22 protein-coding genes and 1 pseudogene are annotated in these 16,787 nt (G+C 71.6%); 7 read left to right on the forward strand and 16 right to left on the reverse strand.

The window, feature by feature from the left end; genetic code table 11:
- Positions 1 to 388: 388 nt before the first annotated feature.
- Both AB0M11_RS02670 and AB0M11_RS02675 read right to left on the reverse strand, forming a co-directional pair.
- Entirely contained in the window at positions 389 to 1,633 is a 1,245-nt protein-coding gene (locus AB0M11_RS02670) for a GNAT family N-acetyltransferase (RefSeq protein ID WP_365700566.1), read from the reverse strand.
- 142 nt (positions 1,634 to 1,775) lie between these two features.
- Positions 1,776 to 2,369 carry an aerial mycelium formation protein gene (locus AB0M11_RS02675; RefSeq protein WP_365700568.1) on the reverse strand — a complete coding sequence of 198 codons (594 nt, stop codon included), beginning with the start codon at positions 2,367 to 2,369 and terminating at the stop codon, positions 1,776 to 1,778.
- A 156-nt stretch (positions 2,370 to 2,525) separates the two neighbouring features.
- Between AB0M11_RS02675 and dtd the strand changes: the two genes are divergently transcribed.
- Positions 2,526 to 2,951, forward strand: a complete 426-nt coding sequence (gene dtd / locus AB0M11_RS02680) for a D-aminoacyl-tRNA deacylase (RefSeq protein ID WP_294005195.1) — start codon at positions 2,526 to 2,528, stop codon at positions 2,949 to 2,951.
- Between the two features lie 2 nt (positions 2,952 to 2,953).
- Here the strand turns inward: dtd and AB0M11_RS02685 are convergent, their stop codons facing one another.
- From AB0M11_RS02685 to AB0M11_RS02705, 5 genes are all read right to left on the reverse strand, one after another.
- The gene (locus AB0M11_RS02685; protein WP_365700570.1) at positions 2,954 to 3,919 is read right to left on the reverse strand and encodes a folate-binding protein; all 966 of its coding nucleotides are present in this window, start codon (positions 3,917 to 3,919) and stop codon (positions 2,954 to 2,956) included.
- 10 nt (positions 3,920 to 3,929) lie between these two features.
- A complete protein-coding gene (locus AB0M11_RS02690) occupies positions 3,930 to 4,391 on the reverse strand; it encodes a Fur family transcriptional regulator (RefSeq protein ID WP_365700572.1) in 462 nt (153 codons plus the stop codon).
- A 145-nt stretch (positions 4,392 to 4,536) separates the two neighbouring features.
- Complete coding sequence (locus AB0M11_RS02695) at positions 4,537 to 5,112, reverse strand: FABP family protein (protein ID WP_365700574.1); 576 nt, start codon at positions 5,110 to 5,112, stop codon at positions 4,537 to 4,539.
- A gap of 329 nt (positions 5,113 to 5,441) precedes the next feature.
- Positions 5,442 to 5,801, reverse strand: coding sequence for a DoxX family protein (locus AB0M11_RS02700; RefSeq protein ID WP_365700576.1), 360 nt, complete (start codon positions 5,799 to 5,801; stop codon positions 5,442 to 5,444).
- On the reverse strand, positions 5,798 to 6,274 hold the full coding sequence (locus tag AB0M11_RS02705; protein WP_365700578.1) for a cupin domain-containing protein: 477 nt from the start codon (positions 6,272 to 6,274) through the stop codon (positions 5,798 to 5,800). Before AB0M11_RS02705 ends, AB0M11_RS02700 begins: the two co-directional genes overlap by 4 nt.
- 98 nt (positions 6,275 to 6,372) lie before the next feature.
- On the opposite strand from AB0M11_RS02705, the gene AB0M11_RS02710 reads away from it, so the two are divergent.
- Positions 6,373 to 7,230 (forward strand): LysR substrate-binding domain-containing protein, encoded by an 858-nt coding sequence (locus tag AB0M11_RS02710; protein ID WP_365700697.1) that lies wholly within the window; start codon positions 6,373 to 6,375, stop codon positions 7,228 to 7,230.
- 55 nt (positions 7,231 to 7,285) lie between these two features.
- On the opposite strand, the pseudogene AB0M11_RS02715 reads toward AB0M11_RS02710, so the two are convergent.
- Positions 7,286 to 7,390: pseudogene (locus tag AB0M11_RS02715) on the reverse strand (oxidoreductase); the annotation flags it as partial.
- A gap of 45 nt (positions 7,391 to 7,435) precedes the next feature.
- Between AB0M11_RS02715 and AB0M11_RS02720 the strand changes: the two are divergent.
- On the forward strand, positions 7,436 to 7,798 hold the full coding sequence (locus tag AB0M11_RS02720) for a DsrE family protein (protein ID WP_365700582.1): 363 nt from the start codon (positions 7,436 to 7,438) through the stop codon (positions 7,796 to 7,798).
- A gap of 63 nt (positions 7,799 to 7,861) precedes the next feature.
- On the opposite strand, the gene AB0M11_RS02725 is transcribed toward AB0M11_RS02720, so the two are convergent.
- The 8 genes from AB0M11_RS02725 to AB0M11_RS02760 form a co-directional block, all read right to left on the reverse strand.
- Positions 7,862 to 8,125, reverse strand: coding sequence for a DUF3099 domain-containing protein (locus tag AB0M11_RS02725; protein WP_351703420.1), 264 nt, complete (start codon positions 8,123 to 8,125; stop codon positions 7,862 to 7,864).
- Between the two features lie 123 nt (positions 8,126 to 8,248).
- On the reverse strand, positions 8,249 to 8,536 hold the full coding sequence (locus AB0M11_RS02730; protein WP_093501297.1) for a DUF1416 domain-containing protein: 288 nt from the start codon (positions 8,534 to 8,536) through the stop codon (positions 8,249 to 8,251).
- A 47-nt stretch (positions 8,537 to 8,583) separates the two neighbouring features.
- Complete coding sequence (locus AB0M11_RS02735; RefSeq protein ID WP_365700584.1) at positions 8,584 to 9,423, reverse strand: sulfurtransferase; 840 nt, start codon at positions 9,421 to 9,423, stop codon at positions 8,584 to 8,586.
- A gap of 121 nt (positions 9,424 to 9,544) precedes the next feature.
- Positions 9,545 to 9,625, reverse strand: coding sequence for an Ms5788A family Cys-rich leader peptide (locus tag AB0M11_RS02740; RefSeq protein WP_350751515.1), 81 nt, complete (start codon positions 9,623 to 9,625; stop codon positions 9,545 to 9,547).
- Between the two features lie 200 nt (positions 9,626 to 9,825).
- Positions 9,826 to 10,563, reverse strand: coding sequence for a DUF2993 domain-containing protein (locus AB0M11_RS02745; protein WP_365700586.1), 738 nt, complete (start codon positions 10,561 to 10,563; stop codon positions 9,826 to 9,828).
- Between the two features lie 182 nt (positions 10,564 to 10,745).
- The gene (locus tag AB0M11_RS02750) at positions 10,746 to 11,852 is read right to left on the reverse strand and encodes a hypothetical protein (protein WP_365700588.1); all 1,107 of its coding nucleotides are present in this window, start codon (positions 11,850 to 11,852) and stop codon (positions 10,746 to 10,748) included.
- Between the two features lie 9 nt (positions 11,853 to 11,861).
- Positions 11,862 to 12,116 (reverse strand): MoaD/ThiS family protein, encoded by a 255-nt coding sequence (locus tag AB0M11_RS02755; RefSeq protein WP_365700590.1) that lies wholly within the window; start codon positions 12,114 to 12,116, stop codon positions 11,862 to 11,864.
- 63 nt (positions 12,117 to 12,179) lie between these two features.
- A complete protein-coding gene (locus AB0M11_RS02760; RefSeq protein ID WP_365700592.1) occupies positions 12,180 to 13,016 on the reverse strand; it encodes an alpha/beta fold hydrolase in 837 nt (278 codons plus the stop codon).
- A 178-nt stretch (positions 13,017 to 13,194) separates the two neighbouring features.
- Here AB0M11_RS02760 and AB0M11_RS02765 point away from each other — a divergent pair, with 178 nt between their 5' ends.
- From AB0M11_RS02765 to AB0M11_RS02780, 4 genes are all read left to right on the forward strand, one after another.
- Entirely contained in the window at positions 13,195 to 13,974 is a 780-nt protein-coding gene (locus tag AB0M11_RS02765) for a response regulator transcription factor (RefSeq protein WP_365700594.1), read from the forward strand.
- A 107-nt stretch (positions 13,975 to 14,081) separates the two neighbouring features.
- Complete coding sequence (locus AB0M11_RS02770; protein WP_365700596.1) at positions 14,082 to 15,104, forward strand: LacI family DNA-binding transcriptional regulator; 1,023 nt, start codon at positions 14,082 to 14,084, stop codon at positions 15,102 to 15,104.
- 232 nt (positions 15,105 to 15,336) lie between these two features.
- The gene (locus AB0M11_RS02775; RefSeq protein ID WP_365700598.1) at positions 15,337 to 16,452 is read left to right on the forward strand and encodes a trypsin-like peptidase domain-containing protein; all 1,116 of its coding nucleotides are present in this window, start codon (positions 15,337 to 15,339) and stop codon (positions 16,450 to 16,452) included.
- A 31-nt stretch (positions 16,453 to 16,483) separates the two neighbouring features.
- Positions 16,484 to 16,762, forward strand: coding sequence for a hypothetical protein (locus AB0M11_RS02780; protein WP_365700600.1), 279 nt, complete (start codon positions 16,484 to 16,486; stop codon positions 16,760 to 16,762).
- The last annotated feature ends 25 nt before the right edge of the window (positions 16,763 to 16,787 follow it).

The raw sequence follows: 16,787 nt of genomic DNA on the forward strand, positions 1-16,787 counted from the left end.
CCGCCATCTTTAGGCAGTTCATGGGAAGGTGGTTATGAGCCGCATCCAAGTGGAGATAAGTACTGTTGAGTTGGTCACCAACTCCTGCAACATGGTCATACTTCCCCGGTCGCCGGCCATCCGGGTTCCCTTCCGGAGGGGAGCCGGGAGCCCGGTCCACCAGACCGGCCGCCGGGGCGCACGACCAGCACGACCAGCGCCATGGAGACGGACAGCGCTGACCGCACAGTCACAACTGAACACCGACAACCGAACACAGGCAGACCCGCACAGCCACAACTTCACAGCTCGCTACGGATGAGCAGCACGGCACCGCACGGCGGTGCACCGCACAGTCACAAGTGAACACAGGTGATTCAGGCACCCGTCCCCGGGAGGAAGGAGCCCCTCAGAAGATGTCCGGGCACCAAGGCCGCCCGGACGTGCGCAGCAGGGCGTCGGCCTCCCGGGCGGCGCCCACTCGCTCTTCCCGGACCCGTCCGAGGGCGTGCAGCCGCGCCATGGACTGGTCGCCGAGCCAGACGCTCGCCAGCTCGGCGATGTCGAGCGCGAGGTCGGGGGTGTCGGCGGTCGGGGCGCAGGACGCCCCATCGGGGGAGGCGTCCAGCCGGAACCGGCCGCCGGCCAGCCCCTGCCGGTCCGCCACCTCCAGGACCAGCGAGCCGGCCCTGTCGTACGTCCGCGCCTCCAGGGCCCGTACGACGTCCAGGATCCGCACCCACAGCCAGTCCGCCTGGTTGGTGATCCGCGCCGCGCGCGGGTCGGGCAGGTAGTGCGGCAGCAGGTCGTCCGGCGACCGCCAGCCGCTCTTCACCCGGGTGATCCAGTCGATCGAGCACAGGTAGTGCCACAGCGCGCGCTCGGCCGCCGGGGTGGTGCCGAGCAGCCAGTGCACGTCGGCGGTGTCGTACGGCTGCTTGCCCTGCCAGGTGTCGTCCGACTCGTAGGACACCATGCCCTCCACCTCGCCGGCCGCCGAGCGGTACACCGCGAAGTAGGGCTCCTTCCACTCCTCCTCGAAGCGGACCGCGCCGGTGCGCGCCTGCCACCACAGGTCGGTGCGGCTGACCGCGCCGGGCGTGCCGCGGCGGACGCGCTCGTGCAGCTCGGGGCCGAGCTTGCGGACGTCCTCGGCGTCGACCAGGTCGATCCGGCCGCCGTCCTCGGGGCGCGACCAGCGCGGGTCCAGGCCGGCCCGCTGGACCTCGATCGTCCACTCGGTCAGCGTGGTCGCCGGGCCGAAGCCGTAGCGGCCGTAGATCGGGTACTCGGCGGCGATCAGGGTGGCCACCACGTCTCCGCGCTCCTTCGCCGCGGCCAGGTCCTGGCTCATCATGCGGGTCAGCAGGCCGCGGCGGCGGTGGGTGGCGGTGACGGTGACATTGGAGATGGCGTCGGCGGCGACGGCGGCCCCGCCGACGGCGGTCAGCTCCTGGTCGAAGGAGCGGAACGTCGCCACGCAGCGGGGGCCGTCGAAGGCGCCGAGGAGTCTGCCCGGCACGAACTGCCTTCGGCGGGCGTCGAGTTGCTCGGCCGTGAGATTGGGCGGGCGGAGGAAGCCGGTGGACAGGGCCCTCTGCCAGTCCTCGAACTCGGATTCGGTTATGGGGCGGACTTCGACGGCGTCGGTCATGACAGCACGGTAGGTGCTCGACGGGGGTGGTGCCGATTCGATTTCCGGTGCGGCCGGGGGCCACGGTCGCCGGCCGGTGGCCGAGCGCGCCCACGCGGCGGAGCCGCACATCCCCGCAGGCCCGCGCCCCCAGCGGTCGGCCTCAGGTCAGCAGATCGTCGACCTGGGCCTCGCCCTCGCGGTAGCGCCTGGTGATCTCTCCGCTGGAGTCGTCGGCCGTCCGCTGCAGGCGCTGCCTGCGCCGCGACACCTCCTGCTCGTAGCGGACCAGGCGGCCCATCGCGGTCGTCAGCTCGGTGTCCGTGCGGGCCTCCAGGTCGGAGAGCTCGACCTCGGAGAGCATGTCGGCGGCCAGCCTGCCGTACTCCTCGTTGTGCGGGGTGCCCAGGGTGACGTGGCGGGCGGAGGAGCGGTGGCGGGCCGGGGCGTCCGTGAGGATCTCCGGGAGGCGGTCCACGACCGAGGCCGCGCCCGCCGGGGAGCGGCGGGCCAGTTCCGCGCGCAGGATGTCGATACGGCCCTGCAGCAGCCGTCGGACGTAGCTCAGGTCGGCCTCGTCGCGCTGCGCGTCCCGGCGCAGGACCCGCAGTTCGGGCAGGCTCAGGCGGGCCAGGTCGTGCTCCGGCGGTTCCGCGGGCAGCGGGAGGTCGTCGCCGCGCTGTGCGGGCGGCCGGGGCAGGCTCTGCACGCTCTGCGTGCCCTGCGTCTTCAGTCGCCCGGTACTCGGTGTGCTCATACGCCTCTACCGTCCCCTCGACCGGCGTGTGGAAGCATGGTGCCACCCCAAGTGGCCGCAATGTGACCGAGTGCCCCCGAACGGCCCTAGTTGGGCGGTTAAGGAGCCAAAATGGGCCCCTGTGAAGTCGCGGGACCACCGGGCATGATGGTGCGCATGCGAGCGGTGGTACAGCGGGTGGACGGCGCGAGCGTCGTCGTGGACGGCGAGACGGTCGGCGCGATCGAGGGCGAGGGCCTGTGCGTGCTCGTCGGCGTGACGCACGAGGACACCAAGGAGAAGGCGGCCCAACTCGCCCGCAAGCTCTGGTCGATCCGGATGCTGGCGGACGAGCGGTCGTGCAGCGACGTCGACGCGCCGCTCCTGGTGATCAGTCAGTTCACGCTGTACGGCGACGCCCGCAAGGGGCGGCGGCCGACCTGGAACGCGGCGGCGCCCGGCGAGGTGGCCGAGCCGCTGGTGGACGAGGTGGTCGCGCAGCTGCGCTCGCTCGGGGCGACCGTGGCCACTGGGCGGTTCGGGGCCCAGATGCGGGTGTCGCTGACGAACGACGGCCCGTTCACCGTCCTGTTGGAGATGTGAGGCTACGGCTCGACGATCACTTCCTGGGCCGCGGCCGTCTCCCCCGCGACCAGCCGGGCGTCCGGCGGGACGTTGCGCTTGACCAACGCCAGGGCCACGGGGCCCAGTTCGAAGTGGCGTACCGACGTCGTCACGAAGCCGATCTTCCGGCCGTCCGCACCCTCGTCGGCCAGGCGGATCTCGGTGCCGTGCGGCGGCAGGTGGACCTCGCTGCCGTCGAGGTGGAGGAAGACCAGGCGGCGCGGCGGCTTGCCGAGGTTCTGCACCCGGGCCACCGTCTCCTGACCGCGGTAGCAGCCCTTCTGCAGGTGGACGGCGGTGCCGATCCAGCCCAGCTCGTGCGGGATGGTCCGGTGGTCGGTCTCGAAGCCGAGCCGGGGCCGGTGGTGCTCGACGCGCAGCGCCTCGTAGGCGAGCAGCCCGGCGGCCGGGCCCGCCTTCGCGGCGTACGGCTCCAGGTCGGCGCGGGGCAGGAAGAGGTCACGGCCGTACGGCGTCTCGCGTACGACGACGCCCTCCGGGGCCTCGGCGATGGAGCCGGCGGGCAGGTGCACGACCGCGAAGTCGTCGGTGCGGTCGGCGACCTCCACCCGGTAGAAGAACTTCATCGACTCCAGGTAGGCGATCAGCGCCTCCTGCGTGCCGGGCTCGACGTGGGCCCAGACCGTCGTGCCGTCGTCGACCAGGTACAGGGCGTGCTCGATGTGGCCGTGCGCGGAGAGGATCAGCGCCTCGGTGGCCTGGCCGACGGGCAGCTCGCTGACGTGCTGGGTGAGGAGCAGGTGCAGCCAGCTGAGGCGGTCCTCGCCGGTGACGGCGACCACGCCCCGGTGGGAGAGGTCGACGAAACCGGCGCCGTCGGCGAGGGCGCGCTGCTCACGGAACAGGTCGCCGTAGTGCGCGGCGACGCCTTCGTCCACGCCCTCGGCGGGCACCGCGCCGGACAGGGACAGCAGGGGGCTCTTCATATGCGTAAGCCTACGACTCGGTAATTGAAGTCTGGACGGATGCGGGCCTGGCCCTCTTGAGCGCGCAGTCCTTGCACCGCCCGAAGATCGCGAAGTGCTTCATGTCCGTCTCGAAGCCGAACTCCCGCCGCAGCTTGGCCGTGAACTCCGCGGCCACCGCCACATCCGCCTCGATCACGTTCTCGCAGTCGCGGCAGACCAGGTGGATGTGGTGGTGCCGGTCGGCGAGGTGGTACGTCGGCGCACCGTGCCCGAGATGGGCATGGCTGACCAGCCCCAGCTCCTCCAGGAGCTCCAGGGTCCGGTAGACCGTGGAGATGTTGACCCCCGACGCCGTCTTCCTCACCTCACCGAGGATGTCGTCGGGGGTCGCGTGCTCCAGGGTGTCCACGGCTTCGAGCACGAGTTGCCGCTGCGGCGTCAGCCGGTAGCCGCGCTGCCTTAGGTCGCTCTTCCAGTCGGTGCTCACCACACACCCAGTCTAGGGCGGGTCGGTCAGGTCACTCCTCGGCGGACGGAACGCCGTTCGTCGAAGCGTCGACATGCGCGCCGCGGTGGCCGCCGGTGGCGCGGGCGAGCGGCGAACCGCGGCGCGGCCCTGCGGAAGCGGCAGGGGACTACTTGAAGAACGCGATGCCGTCGTCCGGCATGTCGTCGGGAAGGGCCTTGGCCCAGCGCTCGACGTCCTCCGGGGTGACGACCTTCTTCAGGTGCGCGGACATGTAGGGGCGCAGCTCGACCTCGGGGGTCTGCTTCTCACCGACCCACATGAGGTCGCTCTTGACGTAGCCGTAGAGGCGCTTGCCGCCGCTGTAGAGCGCGGAGGCGGCCGTACGCGCCACCGCGTCCGTGACCAGGTCGATCTGGGGCTTCTTGTCGGCCATCTCGCCGTACCAGATCTCGATCACGCCGTCGTCGCGGACCATCGTGACCTCGACCTTGCGGTTCGCCTCGATGCGCCAGAAGCCGTGCTCGGTCTCCAGCGGACGGACCTTGTTCCCGTCGTGGTCCAGCACCCACGTCTGGGAGTGGTACTCCAGGAAGTCCCGCCCGTCGTGGCTGAAGGTGACCTCCTGGCCGAAGTTGCACTTCTCCGAGCCGGGGAAGTCGTGGACGCCCGCGCCGGCCCAGCTGCCGAGCAGGAAGGCGAGCGGGACCAGGTCCTTGTGCAGGTCGGACGGAATCTCGATCATGGGTGGTGGTTCCTAGACTCGGACTCGGTTCAGCGCTGGCCCTGGTACAGCTTCTTCACGGTGAGCCCGGCGAACGCGATGACGCCGACGCAGACCAGGACCAGCAGGGTTTCGAAGAAGGCTTCCACGGGTGCTCCTTGAGCGAGGACGGGCGGGCGTACAAGAGCCGGGCCCCAGCTTACGCGGCCCGGCCCCGGCCCTCTTGGCGAGGTGCACCCTCGCGTGGTCAGTCGTGGGCCCCGGGGTCACGGTCCGCGGCACGCACGGTCACGCCGCCGGGGCCGCGCCGCCGGAGCCGCAGCGTCTGGGGCGGGGAGGGGCAATGACGATCAGGACACCGCCGCCAGCCAGACGGTCGCCCCCGCCGCGAGCAAGAGCGTGAGATTGAGGGCCACTTGGCGGTCCCCCATCCGCAGATGGACCCTGACCGCGCCGACCTGGAGCAGGACGAACCCGACGGCGGCGGCCAGGCCCAGCCAGGGCGCGACGCCGGTCAGGCGCGGCAGGACGAGGCCGGCCGCGCCGAGGAGCTCGACGCCCCCGATCGCCCGCACGGCAGGCATCGGCGTGCCGTCCACCCACGCCATCATCGGCAGCAGCCGCTCCCTGCTCCCCACAGCCTTCAGCCCGCCCGCGTAGAGGTAGAAGAGGGCGAGCAGACCGGCCACCACCCAGTACGCGACGCTCATGAGGTGGCCGGTTCGGTGGCGTAACGGCTCATGATCTCGGCGCTCGTCCGCGGGCTCGGCGGCTCGCCGGTGGCGAACTGGTCCCGCAGGTCCCGGAAGTACTGCACGTACAGGTCGGGGGTGAAGGTGCTGAGCATCACGGCCGGTTCGCCGGTGACGTTGGCGAAGGTGTGCGGGGCGCCGGGCGGCACCATGACGAGGGTTCCGGCCGTGGCGTCGTACTCCTCGTCCCCGACGGTGAAGCGCACCGAGCCGGAGACGACGTAGAAGCCCTCGTCGTGCCGGGCGTGCCGGTGCTGCGGCGGGCCGGGTGTGTGCGGCGCGAGGACGGATTCGGCGAGGCCGAGGCGGTGGCCGGTGGTACGGCCGTCCTCCAGGACACGCATCCGGGTGGTGCCGAGCATCAGCACCTCGCCGTCGCCGGGCCCGACGACGGATACCGCGGGAGGGACGTCGTTGTCGTGAGTCGTCATGCTCCGATTCGACGCCCCGGGCGGTCCAGCCGTCCAAGACCTGTTCCGCCGACCCGATACCCGATCGGTATCGTTGCTGTGTGAAGCGGATGGAGCGGATGGAACTACGGACGCTGCGCTATTTCGTGGCGGTCGCCGAGGAACTCCACTTCGGCCGGGCCGCCGCACGGCTCCACATGAGCCAGCCCCCGCTGAGCCGTGCGATCAAGGCGCTGGAGACCGAGGTGGGGGCACGGCTCCTCGAGAGGTCGCCGGCGGGGGTCGCGCTGACCCCCGTCGGGGCCGTCCTCCTCGACGAGGCCCGCGCACTGCTCGACCAGGCCGACCGGCTGCGCGTGCGGGTCGCGACGGCGGCGGGGACCGCCGTCCTGACCGTCGGCCTCCTGGGCGACAGCACGGATCCGGGGGTGCGGCGGCTGGCCCGCGCGTACCGCGAGCGCCACCCGGACGTGGAGATCCGCATCCGCGAGACCGACCTGACGGACCCCACCTGCGGGGTGCACGCCGGGGCCGTCGACGTCGCCCTCACCCGCGCGCCGTTCGACGGAACAGGGCTGGTGGTGCGGGAGGTGGGGGCCGATCCGGTGGGGGCACTGCTCCGCGCCGACGATCCGCTGGCCGGGCGGGAGAGCCTGGAGCTGGCCGACCTCGCCGACCGGCGCTGGTTCCGGTTCCCGGACGGCACGGACCCGCTCTGGCAGTCGTACTGGAACGGCGGGGAGGCACGGGAGGGGCCGGTCGTGCGGGCCGTGCAGGAGTGCCGGCAGGCGGTGCTCTGGAACGGCACGGTCGGCATGACGCTCGCCGGCCACCACCCGGGCGACGGGCTCACGGTGGTGCCGGTCGCCGACATGCCGCCGAGCCGGGTGGTGCTGGCGTGGGCGGAGGGGGACGGGAACCCGTTGCTGCGGTCGTTCGTGCGGGTGGCACTCGCGGCCTATCACCACCACGACTGACGGCGGGGTTCCCTACGCCCTCCGTGCCCGGCTGGAGCGCAGGCGCCGTCCGGCGTCAGGCCTGCGCGGTCGGCCGGACCACGATCTCGTCGATGTCGATGCCGGCGGGCTGCTCGATCGCGTGACCGATCGCGGACGCGACGGCGGACGGCGGCATGGCCGCTCGCGGGCGGATGCCGACCTGCGCGGTGGTTACGCTTCCGGCATGGCGAAGAAGCTCGTGATCAAGGTGACGGCGGGGGCGGACGCCCCCGAGCGGTGCTCGCAGGCGTTCACGGTGGCGGCGGTGGCCGTGGCCAGTGGCGTCGAGGTGTCGTTGTGGCTGACCGGCGAGTCCGCGTGGTTCGCGCTGCCGGGCCGCGCCGCCGAGTTCGAGCTCCCGCACGCCGCGCCCCTGCCGGACCTGCTCGACTCCCTCCTCGCCGGCGGCCGCGTCACCCTGTGCACCCAGTGTGCGGCCCGCCGGGACATCACGGAGAAGGACGTCATCGAGGGCGTGCGCATCGCGGGTGCCCAGGTCTTCGTCCAGGAGGCGATGGCGGACGGGACGCAGGCGCTCGTGTACTGAGCGCTCCGCAGGAGGTGCCGCGGCGCGTCGTCTGCCGACTGCGGCGCCGACGCGGCGCGGCCGTCAGGACCGCGGCCGCTTCTTGCCGTCCAGCTCGTCCCACCACTCGTCGGACTGCGGATCGCCGGAGGGGTCGTCCCACCAGCGGTCGTCGGGCCCCCGCCGGTTGGCGACCATCGCGGCGACCGGCGGAATCACCATGGCCACCACACACATCCCCACCGCGGCGGGCACCGACCAGATGCGCACGACCCCCCACGCCAGGACGAAGAGACCGATGCAGATCCCCATCATGACGAAGTAGACGCGACGACGACGGGCCAGCATGCCTCCAGGGTAGGTCGGCACGGCCACTCCGGCGCCATGACCGAGGGCCGCGTCCCGGGTGTCGGATTCCCGGGGCGCGGCCCTCTGCCGTCGCGCTGGTGTCGCGGCCGGACGGCCGGACGGTCAGACCGCGATCGCGACCTCGGCCAGGCCACCCTGCTGGGCGACGACCGTGCGGTCGGCGGTGGCGCCGGGGACGAGGGCGCGGACGGTCCAGGTGCCCTCGGCCGCGTAGAAGCGGAACTGTCCGGTGGCGGAGGTGGGGACCTCCGCGGTGAACTCGCCGGTCGAGTCGAGCAGGCGGACGTAGCCGACCACGGGCTCGCCGTCCTTCGTCACCTGACCCTGGATCGTGGTCTCGCCGGGCTTGATCGTCGAGGGGTCCGGGCCGCCGGCCTTCGCTCCACACATGTCGTACTCCTGGGGATGGGGTGAGGATGGGGTCTGGAAAGGTCGGTCTACTTGTTGGCGCCGAGCTCGATCGGGACGCCCACGAGGCTGCCGTACTCGGTCCAGGAGCCGTCGTAGTTCTTGACGTTCTCGACACCGAGCAGCTCGTGCAGGACGAACCAGGTCAGGGCCGAGCGCTCGCCGATGCGGCAGTAGGCGATGGTGTCCTTGGCGAGGTCCACGTCCTCCGCGGCGTAGAGCTCCTTGAGCTCGTCGTCCGACTTGAAGGTGCCGTCGTCGTTGGCGTTCTTCGACCACGGGATGTTGCGGGCGGTCGGGACGTGGCCCGGACGCTGCGACTGCTCCTGCGGCAGGTGGGCCGGGGCGAGCAGCTTGCCGCTGAACTCGTCGGGCGACCGCACGTCGACGAGGTTCTGCGAGCCGATGGCCGCCACGACGTCGTCGCGGAAGGCGCGGATCGCGGTGTTCTGCGGCTTGGCCTTGTAGGTGGTCTCGGTGCGCTCCGGGACCTCCTCGACCAGCTCGCGCGCGTCCAGCTCCCACTTCTTGCGGCCGCCGTCGAGGAGCTTGACGTTCTCGTGGCCGTAGAGCTTGAAGTACCAGTAGGCGTAGGACGCGAACCAGTTGTTGTTGCCGCCGTAGAGGATCACCAGCGTGTCGTTGGCGATGCCCTTCGCCGACAGGAGCTTCTCGAAGCCCTCCTGGTCGATGAAGTCGCGGCGGACCGGGTCCTGCAGGTCCTTGGTCCAGTCGATGCGGATCGCGTTGCGGATGTGGTTCTTCTCGTACGCGGACGTGTCCTCGTCCACTTCCACGATCGCGATCTCGGGGTTGTCCAGGTTGTCCTGGACCCAGTCGGCGTCGACCAGGACGTCGCTGCGGCTCATGCTCTTTCTCCTCCGGGGCAGGTGCGGCGGGGCGTGCGAGTGCGGGTGGGTGCGCGAGCGAGCGCACGGAGGCCCTCGACGGGGAGGGCAGGGGGATGCGGAGGCGGTGCGGCCTCCGCCGTCAGAAGGGGCGACAGAGCATGGCGGCGACGCGGCACAGGTCGACTGCCCGCCGCTTCGTGAGATCCGCCTGACGCTTCATGGGCTCGATCGTAGGGACGGACAAGCGGGCATGTCACCGGCATGTCGTATGGTGAGACGCGATCGTCCGAATTGTGGGACGCGGGTGAGGCCCCGGGCGTGGTTCCGGGGCGGCCGGGCACCTGTGTCGGTCACCCCATCTACTGTACGGACGCAGCCGTCTCGCTTACTGGAACGGCGCCGGTCCTCGCCGTGCCGCTTCTACCCGGCGAGCCTGACGTTCGAACCCTTCACCGCGATCTCCACTCCGTTCGGCGCGGCCTGCACCGAGTCCAGCTTGAAACCGCCGGGGAGCTGGTCGATCGCCTGCTGGAAGTCGGAGGCCCGGCGGAAACGGTCCTCCACGAGGCCGACACCGGCGAGCTTGGGCAGGTTGTCGGCGTGCACCTGCACGGTGTTGTTCTTGACGGTGACCGTGCTGAGGACGGTCACCTTCTGGTGGGCGCCGACGCCGGGGACGCCGACGTCGAGGGTGACCTTGATCTTGCCGTCGCCGCCGTCGGCGAGACCGACGACCCGGCCGGTGAAACCGAGGCCCAGGTCGGTGGGGGTCGACTGGGCGTTCTTCAGCAGCTCGTCGTAGGGGACGAGTGCGGTGCCGGTGGCGGTCCGGGCGGTGCCGGAGCTGTAGTCGCCGGTGAAGGTGACGTCCTTCATGTCGGCGTTCAGGTCCTCGACACGGATGGTCTTGCCGGCGGTGCCGGTGGTGGCGTCGTACTCCTTGATGCCGACCTGCACGTCGTCGAGGGTGCCGCTCGCGACCTGCGTCAGGAACGGGAAGCCCTTGATGGAGACGTCGGGGGTGCTCGCGAGGTTCTCCGTCGTCCTCAGCTTGTCGGCGGCCTCGCCCTGGGCGAAGTGCACGGCCACGCGGTCGACGATCACGAAGAGGATGCCGAGGACTACGACGGTGATCAGGAGTATTCGCAGAGCACGCATGTGTAGGGGGTCCCCCGAAGTCGGCTGTTCATGGTCGCTTCCGCCACGCTAACCCTGCGGGAGCGGACCGACGGCGATTGTCGAGCACCTGTGACATCGGGGCCCTCAAGGGGAGCCGGTTCGTCTTCGGGCGCGGGCCGGTGGGGGCCGGCCGCGCAGTTCCCCGCGCCCCTTACAGGGCGCTAGTGCAGGACCCACACCACCGGCGCCGCCGCCGTCAACGGCAACGCCACGCCCGCCGTGAAGTGGACGAACCTCGACGGGTAGTCGTAGCTCGCCGCGCGATGCCCGATGAGCGCGCACGCCCCGGCCGCCGCCCCGATCAGCGCACCCTTCGCGCCCAGCCCCGTCATGCCGCCCACCGCGATGCCCGCCCCGGCCGCGGCGAGCAGGGACACGGCCACCGAGGCCGGGGTCGGCAGCGGCAGCGCCCGCGCCAGGACCGCCACCGCGACCGCGGCCGCGCCCACCGACACCGCGTCGGGGTCCGCACCCAGGTAGCCGGTGGCGATGATCGCCAGGGCGGAGGAGGCGACCGTGGCCATCAGGCCGTACATACGGGTGTCGGGGTCCGCGTGCGAGCGGAGCTGGAGGACCAGGGTGAGCAGGACCCACACGCCCAGCGGACCGAGGATCGCCGCCGGGGCCTGGTCCCGGCCCGCCACCAGGACCGCCACGTCCGCCGTGACCCCGCCCATGAAGGCGAGCGCGATGCCCTGCCGGGCCGGCCACATTCCGTTCAGCCGGAACCAGCCCGCCGCCGTCACGGCCTGGAGGATCACCAGGGGGACGACGAGCGCGTACGAGGAGACCGGCGCCGTCGCCGCGAGCAGCAGCCCCAGCAGCGCCGTGAGCAGCGCCGGCTGCATGCCCGGCTCGATGATCGGCGAGCGGCCCTCCAGGCGCGCCCGCTGGGCGTCGGTGATCCGGGCGTTGCCGGAGAGGGTCGCGGGACCGTAGCCCGCGGTGTCGACGGGAGCCGCGGCCGGTGCGGGGGCGGAGGGGGCGGGGGCGGCGGCGGGGTACGCCTGCTGCCCGGTGGCGTACGGCCCCTCGTACGACCGCGGTGCCGCGTACGCCGCCTCGGCCGCGGCGGCGGCCGAGGCCGTGGCCGCCGCCGGCGGAACGGCGGTCTCCTGCACCGGGGCGTGCGTCTGGGTCTCCCAGGTCTGCCCCTGCCACTGCTGGGTGGCGTAACTCTGCTCGTCGTACCCCCACTGCGGCTGGGCGGGGGGCTGCTGCTGGTACGGGTCGTAGCCCTCGTACGGCTGGTTGGGCTGGTTGGTCATCGGTGTCGCTCACCCTCCTGCGAACGGCGGGAGCACCTCGACCGTGCCGCCCTCGGCCAGCCGTACCGTCTCATGTTCGCGGGTGCCCACGGGGTCGCCGTCGACGAGGAAGGAGCATCGCCGCAGGACGCGCGTGAGTTCGCCGGGGTGTCGCGTGCGCACCGCGGCCAGCGCCTCGGCGAGGGTGTCCGCGGCGTACGGCTCCTCGGCGACACCGGCCGCGGCCTTCGCGGCGGCCCAGTAGCGCACCGTGACCTCGGGCATCAGATTCCTCAAGGGACTCGACAAGAACATTCGGTCGGCTGTGTACCTGTGTACAGGCTCAGGCTAGCCCGCCCGCGCGGCCGCCCAGTCGCCGATCCTGGCCAGCAGCCGGTCGCTCGCCGCGTGCTCGGCGTGGCCCATGCCCGGCTCCAGCCAGAGCTCGGCGGCGCCACCTGCGGCGTCGGCCAGCATCCGGGGGTGGTCGACCGGGAAGTAGCCGTCGCTGTCGCCGTGCACGATCAGCAGCGGGGTCGGGGCGATCTTCGGCACCGCCTCGACCGGGGAGAGCGGCACCGGGTCCCAGTCGCGGTGGTGGATCCGGGTGCGGAAGCCGTAGCGGCCGACCAGCCGGCCCTCCGGCCTGGTGACCAGCCAGTGCAGGCGGCGCATGGGGGCGGTGCCCCGGTAGTACCAGCGTGCGGGGGCCGACACGGAGACCACCGCGTCCACCCCGGCGTGCAGCGCCGCGTGGCGCAGGACCACCGAGCCGCCCATCGAGAAGCCGACGGTGGCCACGCGCGCGTGGCCGAGGTCGCGGGCCCACGCCACCGCCGCCGCCAGGTCGAGGACCTCGCGGTCGCCGACGGTGCTGCGGCCGCCGGAGCGGCCGTGGCCGCGGAAGGAGAAGCTGACCACCGGCGCGTGCTCCGTCAGGGCGGCGACCACCCGTCGTACATGTGGTCGGTCCACGTCGCCGGTGAACCCGTGGGCCATGACGAACACCAGATCACCGGAAGGTGGCCGCGAGTTGTCGTATACGACGGAGGCGGGATCGTATACGGAATCGATGGAAACCCCGTCGTCCGTGCGCAGAAACGTCCGCATAGAGGCGTTTCTGCTCGTCTCATATGTCGGACGAACGGCGGAACGTGCCACATGACCTGCCGGACCGGTGCTCATGTGGGCTATTCTGCTGGCAGAGGACTCGGGCAGCGCCGCCACCGGGTCCTTTTGTGCTTTCGGAAGGGCCGTATACGAAGCGGGAAACTCCAGGTGACCGCCGGTGTACGGAATCTCGGGAGCGCAGCGCAGTGTCATTGCACACAGTCCTCGCAGGGACCGAGGAGGAACCAGACATATGAGTTCTCTGCTGCTCCTGACCAACGCCCTCCAGCCGTCCACGGAGGTGTTGCCGGCCCTCGGCCTGCTCCTGCACACCGTGCGGGTCGCACCGGCCGAAGGGCCCGCGCTCGTCGACACCCCGGGCGCCGACGTCATCCTGATCGACGGCCGCCGCGACCTCCCGCAGGTCCGCAGCCTCTGCCAGCTGCTCCGCTCCACCGGCCCCGGCTGCCCGCTGATCCTGGTCGTGACGGAGGGCGGGCTCGCCGCCGTCACCGCCGACTGGGGCATCGACGACGTGCTCCTCGACACCGCCGGCCCCGCCGAGGTGGAGGCCCGGCTGCGGCTGGCCATGGGCCGCCAGCAGATCGTCGCCGACGACTCCCCCATGGAGATCCGCAACGGCGACCTGTCGGTCGACGAGGCGACGTACAGCGCGAAGCTGAAGGGACGGGTCCTCGACCTCACCTTCAAGGAGTTCGAGCTGCTGAAGTACCTCGCCCAGCACCCCGGCCGGGTGTTCACTCGCGCACAGCTGCTGCAGGAGGTCTGGGGGTACGACTACTTCGGCGGCACCCGGACCGTCGACGTGCACGTGCGACGGCTGCGCGCCAAGCTCGGCGTCGAGCACGAGTCCCTGATCGGAACCGTCCGGAACGTCGGTTATCGATTCGTTACGCCCGAGAAGGGCGACCGGACCGCCGAGGCGGCCAAGGCCCACGCGGACCGGCCAAAGCCGGAGGATGCGGACGCATCCGCGGCTCTGGACGCGGTCGAGGTGCCGTCGGAGGCGTAGCAGGGGTCCGGGTGAGGCATGGCCGTCGCCCGGACGGGGCATTGCTTACGCAAGCGAAGCTCCGGTTCGCCCTGCCCAGAGCGGGTCCATCCGCGTAGACTCCGCGCGTGGCCAAGGTGACTCGGGATGATGTGGCGCGGCTGGCGGGGACCTCCACCGCCGTCGTCAGTTATGTCATCAACAACGGACCCCGGCCGGTCGCCCCGGCAACGCGCGAGCGCGTCCTCGCCGCGATCAAGGAGCTGGGGTACCGCCCCGACCGGGTCGCCCAGGCGATGGCGTCCCGGCGCACCGACCTCATAGGCCTGATCATCCCGGACGCCCGCCAGCCGTTCTTCGGCGAGATGGCGCACGCGGTCGAGCAGGCCGCGTCCGAGCGCGGAAAAATGGTGCTGGTCGGCAACACCGACTACGTCGGGGAGCGCGAGGTCCACTACCTGCGCGCCTTCCTCGGCATGCGGGTCTCGGGTCTCATCCTCGTCTCCCACGCGCTGAACGACTCGGCGGCCGCCGAGATCGAGGCCTGGGACGCGCGGGTGGTGTTGCTGCACGAGCGGCCGGAGGCGATCGACGACGTGGCGGTGGTGACGGACGACCTCGGCGGCGCCCAGCTCGCCGTCCGCCATCTGCTGGAGCACGGCTACGAGTACGTCGCCTGCATGGGCGGCACCGCGGACACCCCGGCCGTCGGCGACCCGGTCTCCGACCACGTCGAGGGCTGGCGGCGGGCCATGGCCGAGGCGGGCCTGGAGACGGAGGGCCGGCTGTTCGAGGCGCCGTACAACAGGTACGACGCGTACCGGGTCGCCCTCGACGTGCTGGCCGGACCGGACCGCCCTCCGGCGGTCTTCTGCTCCACCGACGACCAGGCGATCGGCCTGCTGCGGGCGGCGCGGGAGCTGCGCATCGACGTGCCGGGGGAGCTGGCGGTGGCGGGCTTCGACGACATCAAGGAGGCGGCGCTGGCGGATCCGCCGCTGACGACGATCGCCTCCGACCGGCCGGCGATGGCGCGTGCGGCGGTGGACCTGGTGCTCGACGACGGGCTGCGGGTGGCGGGGTCGCGGAGGGAGCGCCTGAAGACGTTTCCTTCCCGGCTGGTGGTGCGTGGGTCCTGCGGGTGCGGATAGGTCTTCGGCCGCGGGTGCGTCGTGGTTGCCCGCGCAGTTCCCCGCGCCCCTGACGGGGCGCTGAAGCAAGGGGCGCCACAGACGCGCCCCAAAGCGCGAAGCCTTCATGAACGCTTCCTGAGAACCTCTCCCGACCTGCGAGAAGGTTCCTTATATCGGGCGAACGAGCTTCTCGCGGCGTTCTCAGCGGGCACTCAGGGAGCTCTCATGGTCGCGGGACAAGCTGTCTGTCATGACCGAGAGCTTCCGCCGCAGCGGCGAGTACGAGAACCCGCAGGGTCCCCAGGGTGACGCCTACCAGGGCGCGTACCCCCGGCAGCAGCACGCCTCCGCCCCCTCCCCCGTGAACCCGGAGTGGCCGCCCCCACCGGCCCACCAGCCGACGGTCGGCCCCGACGCGGAGCACCCCGCGGAGCACCCCGCGGAGCACCCGGCGGAGCACCCCGAGCACTCGGTCCATGCCAAGAAGAAGCGCCCCCGGGGCCCGATAGCCCTGCTCGCCGCGGTCGCGATCGTCGCGGCGGCCGTCGGCGGCGGCACCGCGTACGCCTTCCAGGAGCTGACCGGCAAGAACCAGGTCGTCTCCAGCAGCACCACCACCAGCGTGGTGCCCTCCAGCAAGAGGGGCGACGTGGCCACGATCGCCGCCAAGGTCAGCCCGAGCGTCGTCGAGATCGTCGCGACCCTCAGCAGCGGCACCTCCACCGGCTCCGGCGTGATCATCACCAGCAACGGCGAGATCGTCACCAACAACCACGTGATCTCCGGCGCCCAGTCCGTCAAGGTCACCACCAGCAACGGCACGTCGTACACCGCCCAGGTCGTCGGCACCGACAGCTCCAAGGACCTCGCCCTCATCAAGCTCCAGGGCGCCTCCGGCCTCACGCCCGCCACCCTCGGCAACTCCGCCGGGGTCCAGGTCGGCGACCAGGTCGTGGCGATCGGCTCGCCCGAGGGCCTGACCGGCACCGTCACCAGCGGCATCGTCTCCGCGCTCAACCGGGACGTGACCGTCTCCACCGACGAGGGCCAGCAGCAGCAACAGCAGGGCGGCGACGGCCGGTGGCCGTTCTCCTTCGGCGGCCAGCAGTTCAACGGCGACACCGGTTCGTCCACCACGACCTACAAGGCGATCCAGACCGACGCGTCCCTGAACCCCGGCAACTCCGGCGGCGCGCTGATCGACGCCAGCGGCGACATCATCGGCATCAACTCCGCGATGTACTCGGCCAGTTCGGACTCCTCGTCGTCCTCCTCGGACGCGGGCAGCGTCGGCCTCGGCTTCGCCATCCCGATCAACACCGTCAAGTCCGACCTGGCCAAGCTGCGGTCGGGCTCCACCAGCTGAACCACCGGCACGAGCACGTAGGGAGCACATCATGATCACGCAGGTTTCGCACACGATGTCCGCCGACAGCCCGGCCGGTGTCAGCCTGGCCCTTGCCGTGGCGTACGAGCTCCACGCGCCGACGGAGGCCGTCGTGGCTCCGACCCCCGGCCCTCGCTCCCCCGAGCCCATGGCGACCCCGGTCCCGACCCCGGCCCCGCGCGCCCCCGAGGTCGTCCCCGCCCCGCAGCTGATGGGCCTGCGCACCTCCACGGCCCGGCCGCACCAGCGCAAGGTGCCGCTGAGCCGCATGACGCTGGTACGCGGCTAGGGGCGTACCACCCCACCGGCGTGCA

Origin of the sequence: Streptomyces sp. NPDC051987, from assembly GCF_040680735.1 — a bacterium.
Classification (GTDB): Bacteria; Actinomycetota; Actinomycetes; order Streptomycetales; family Streptomycetaceae; genus Streptomyces.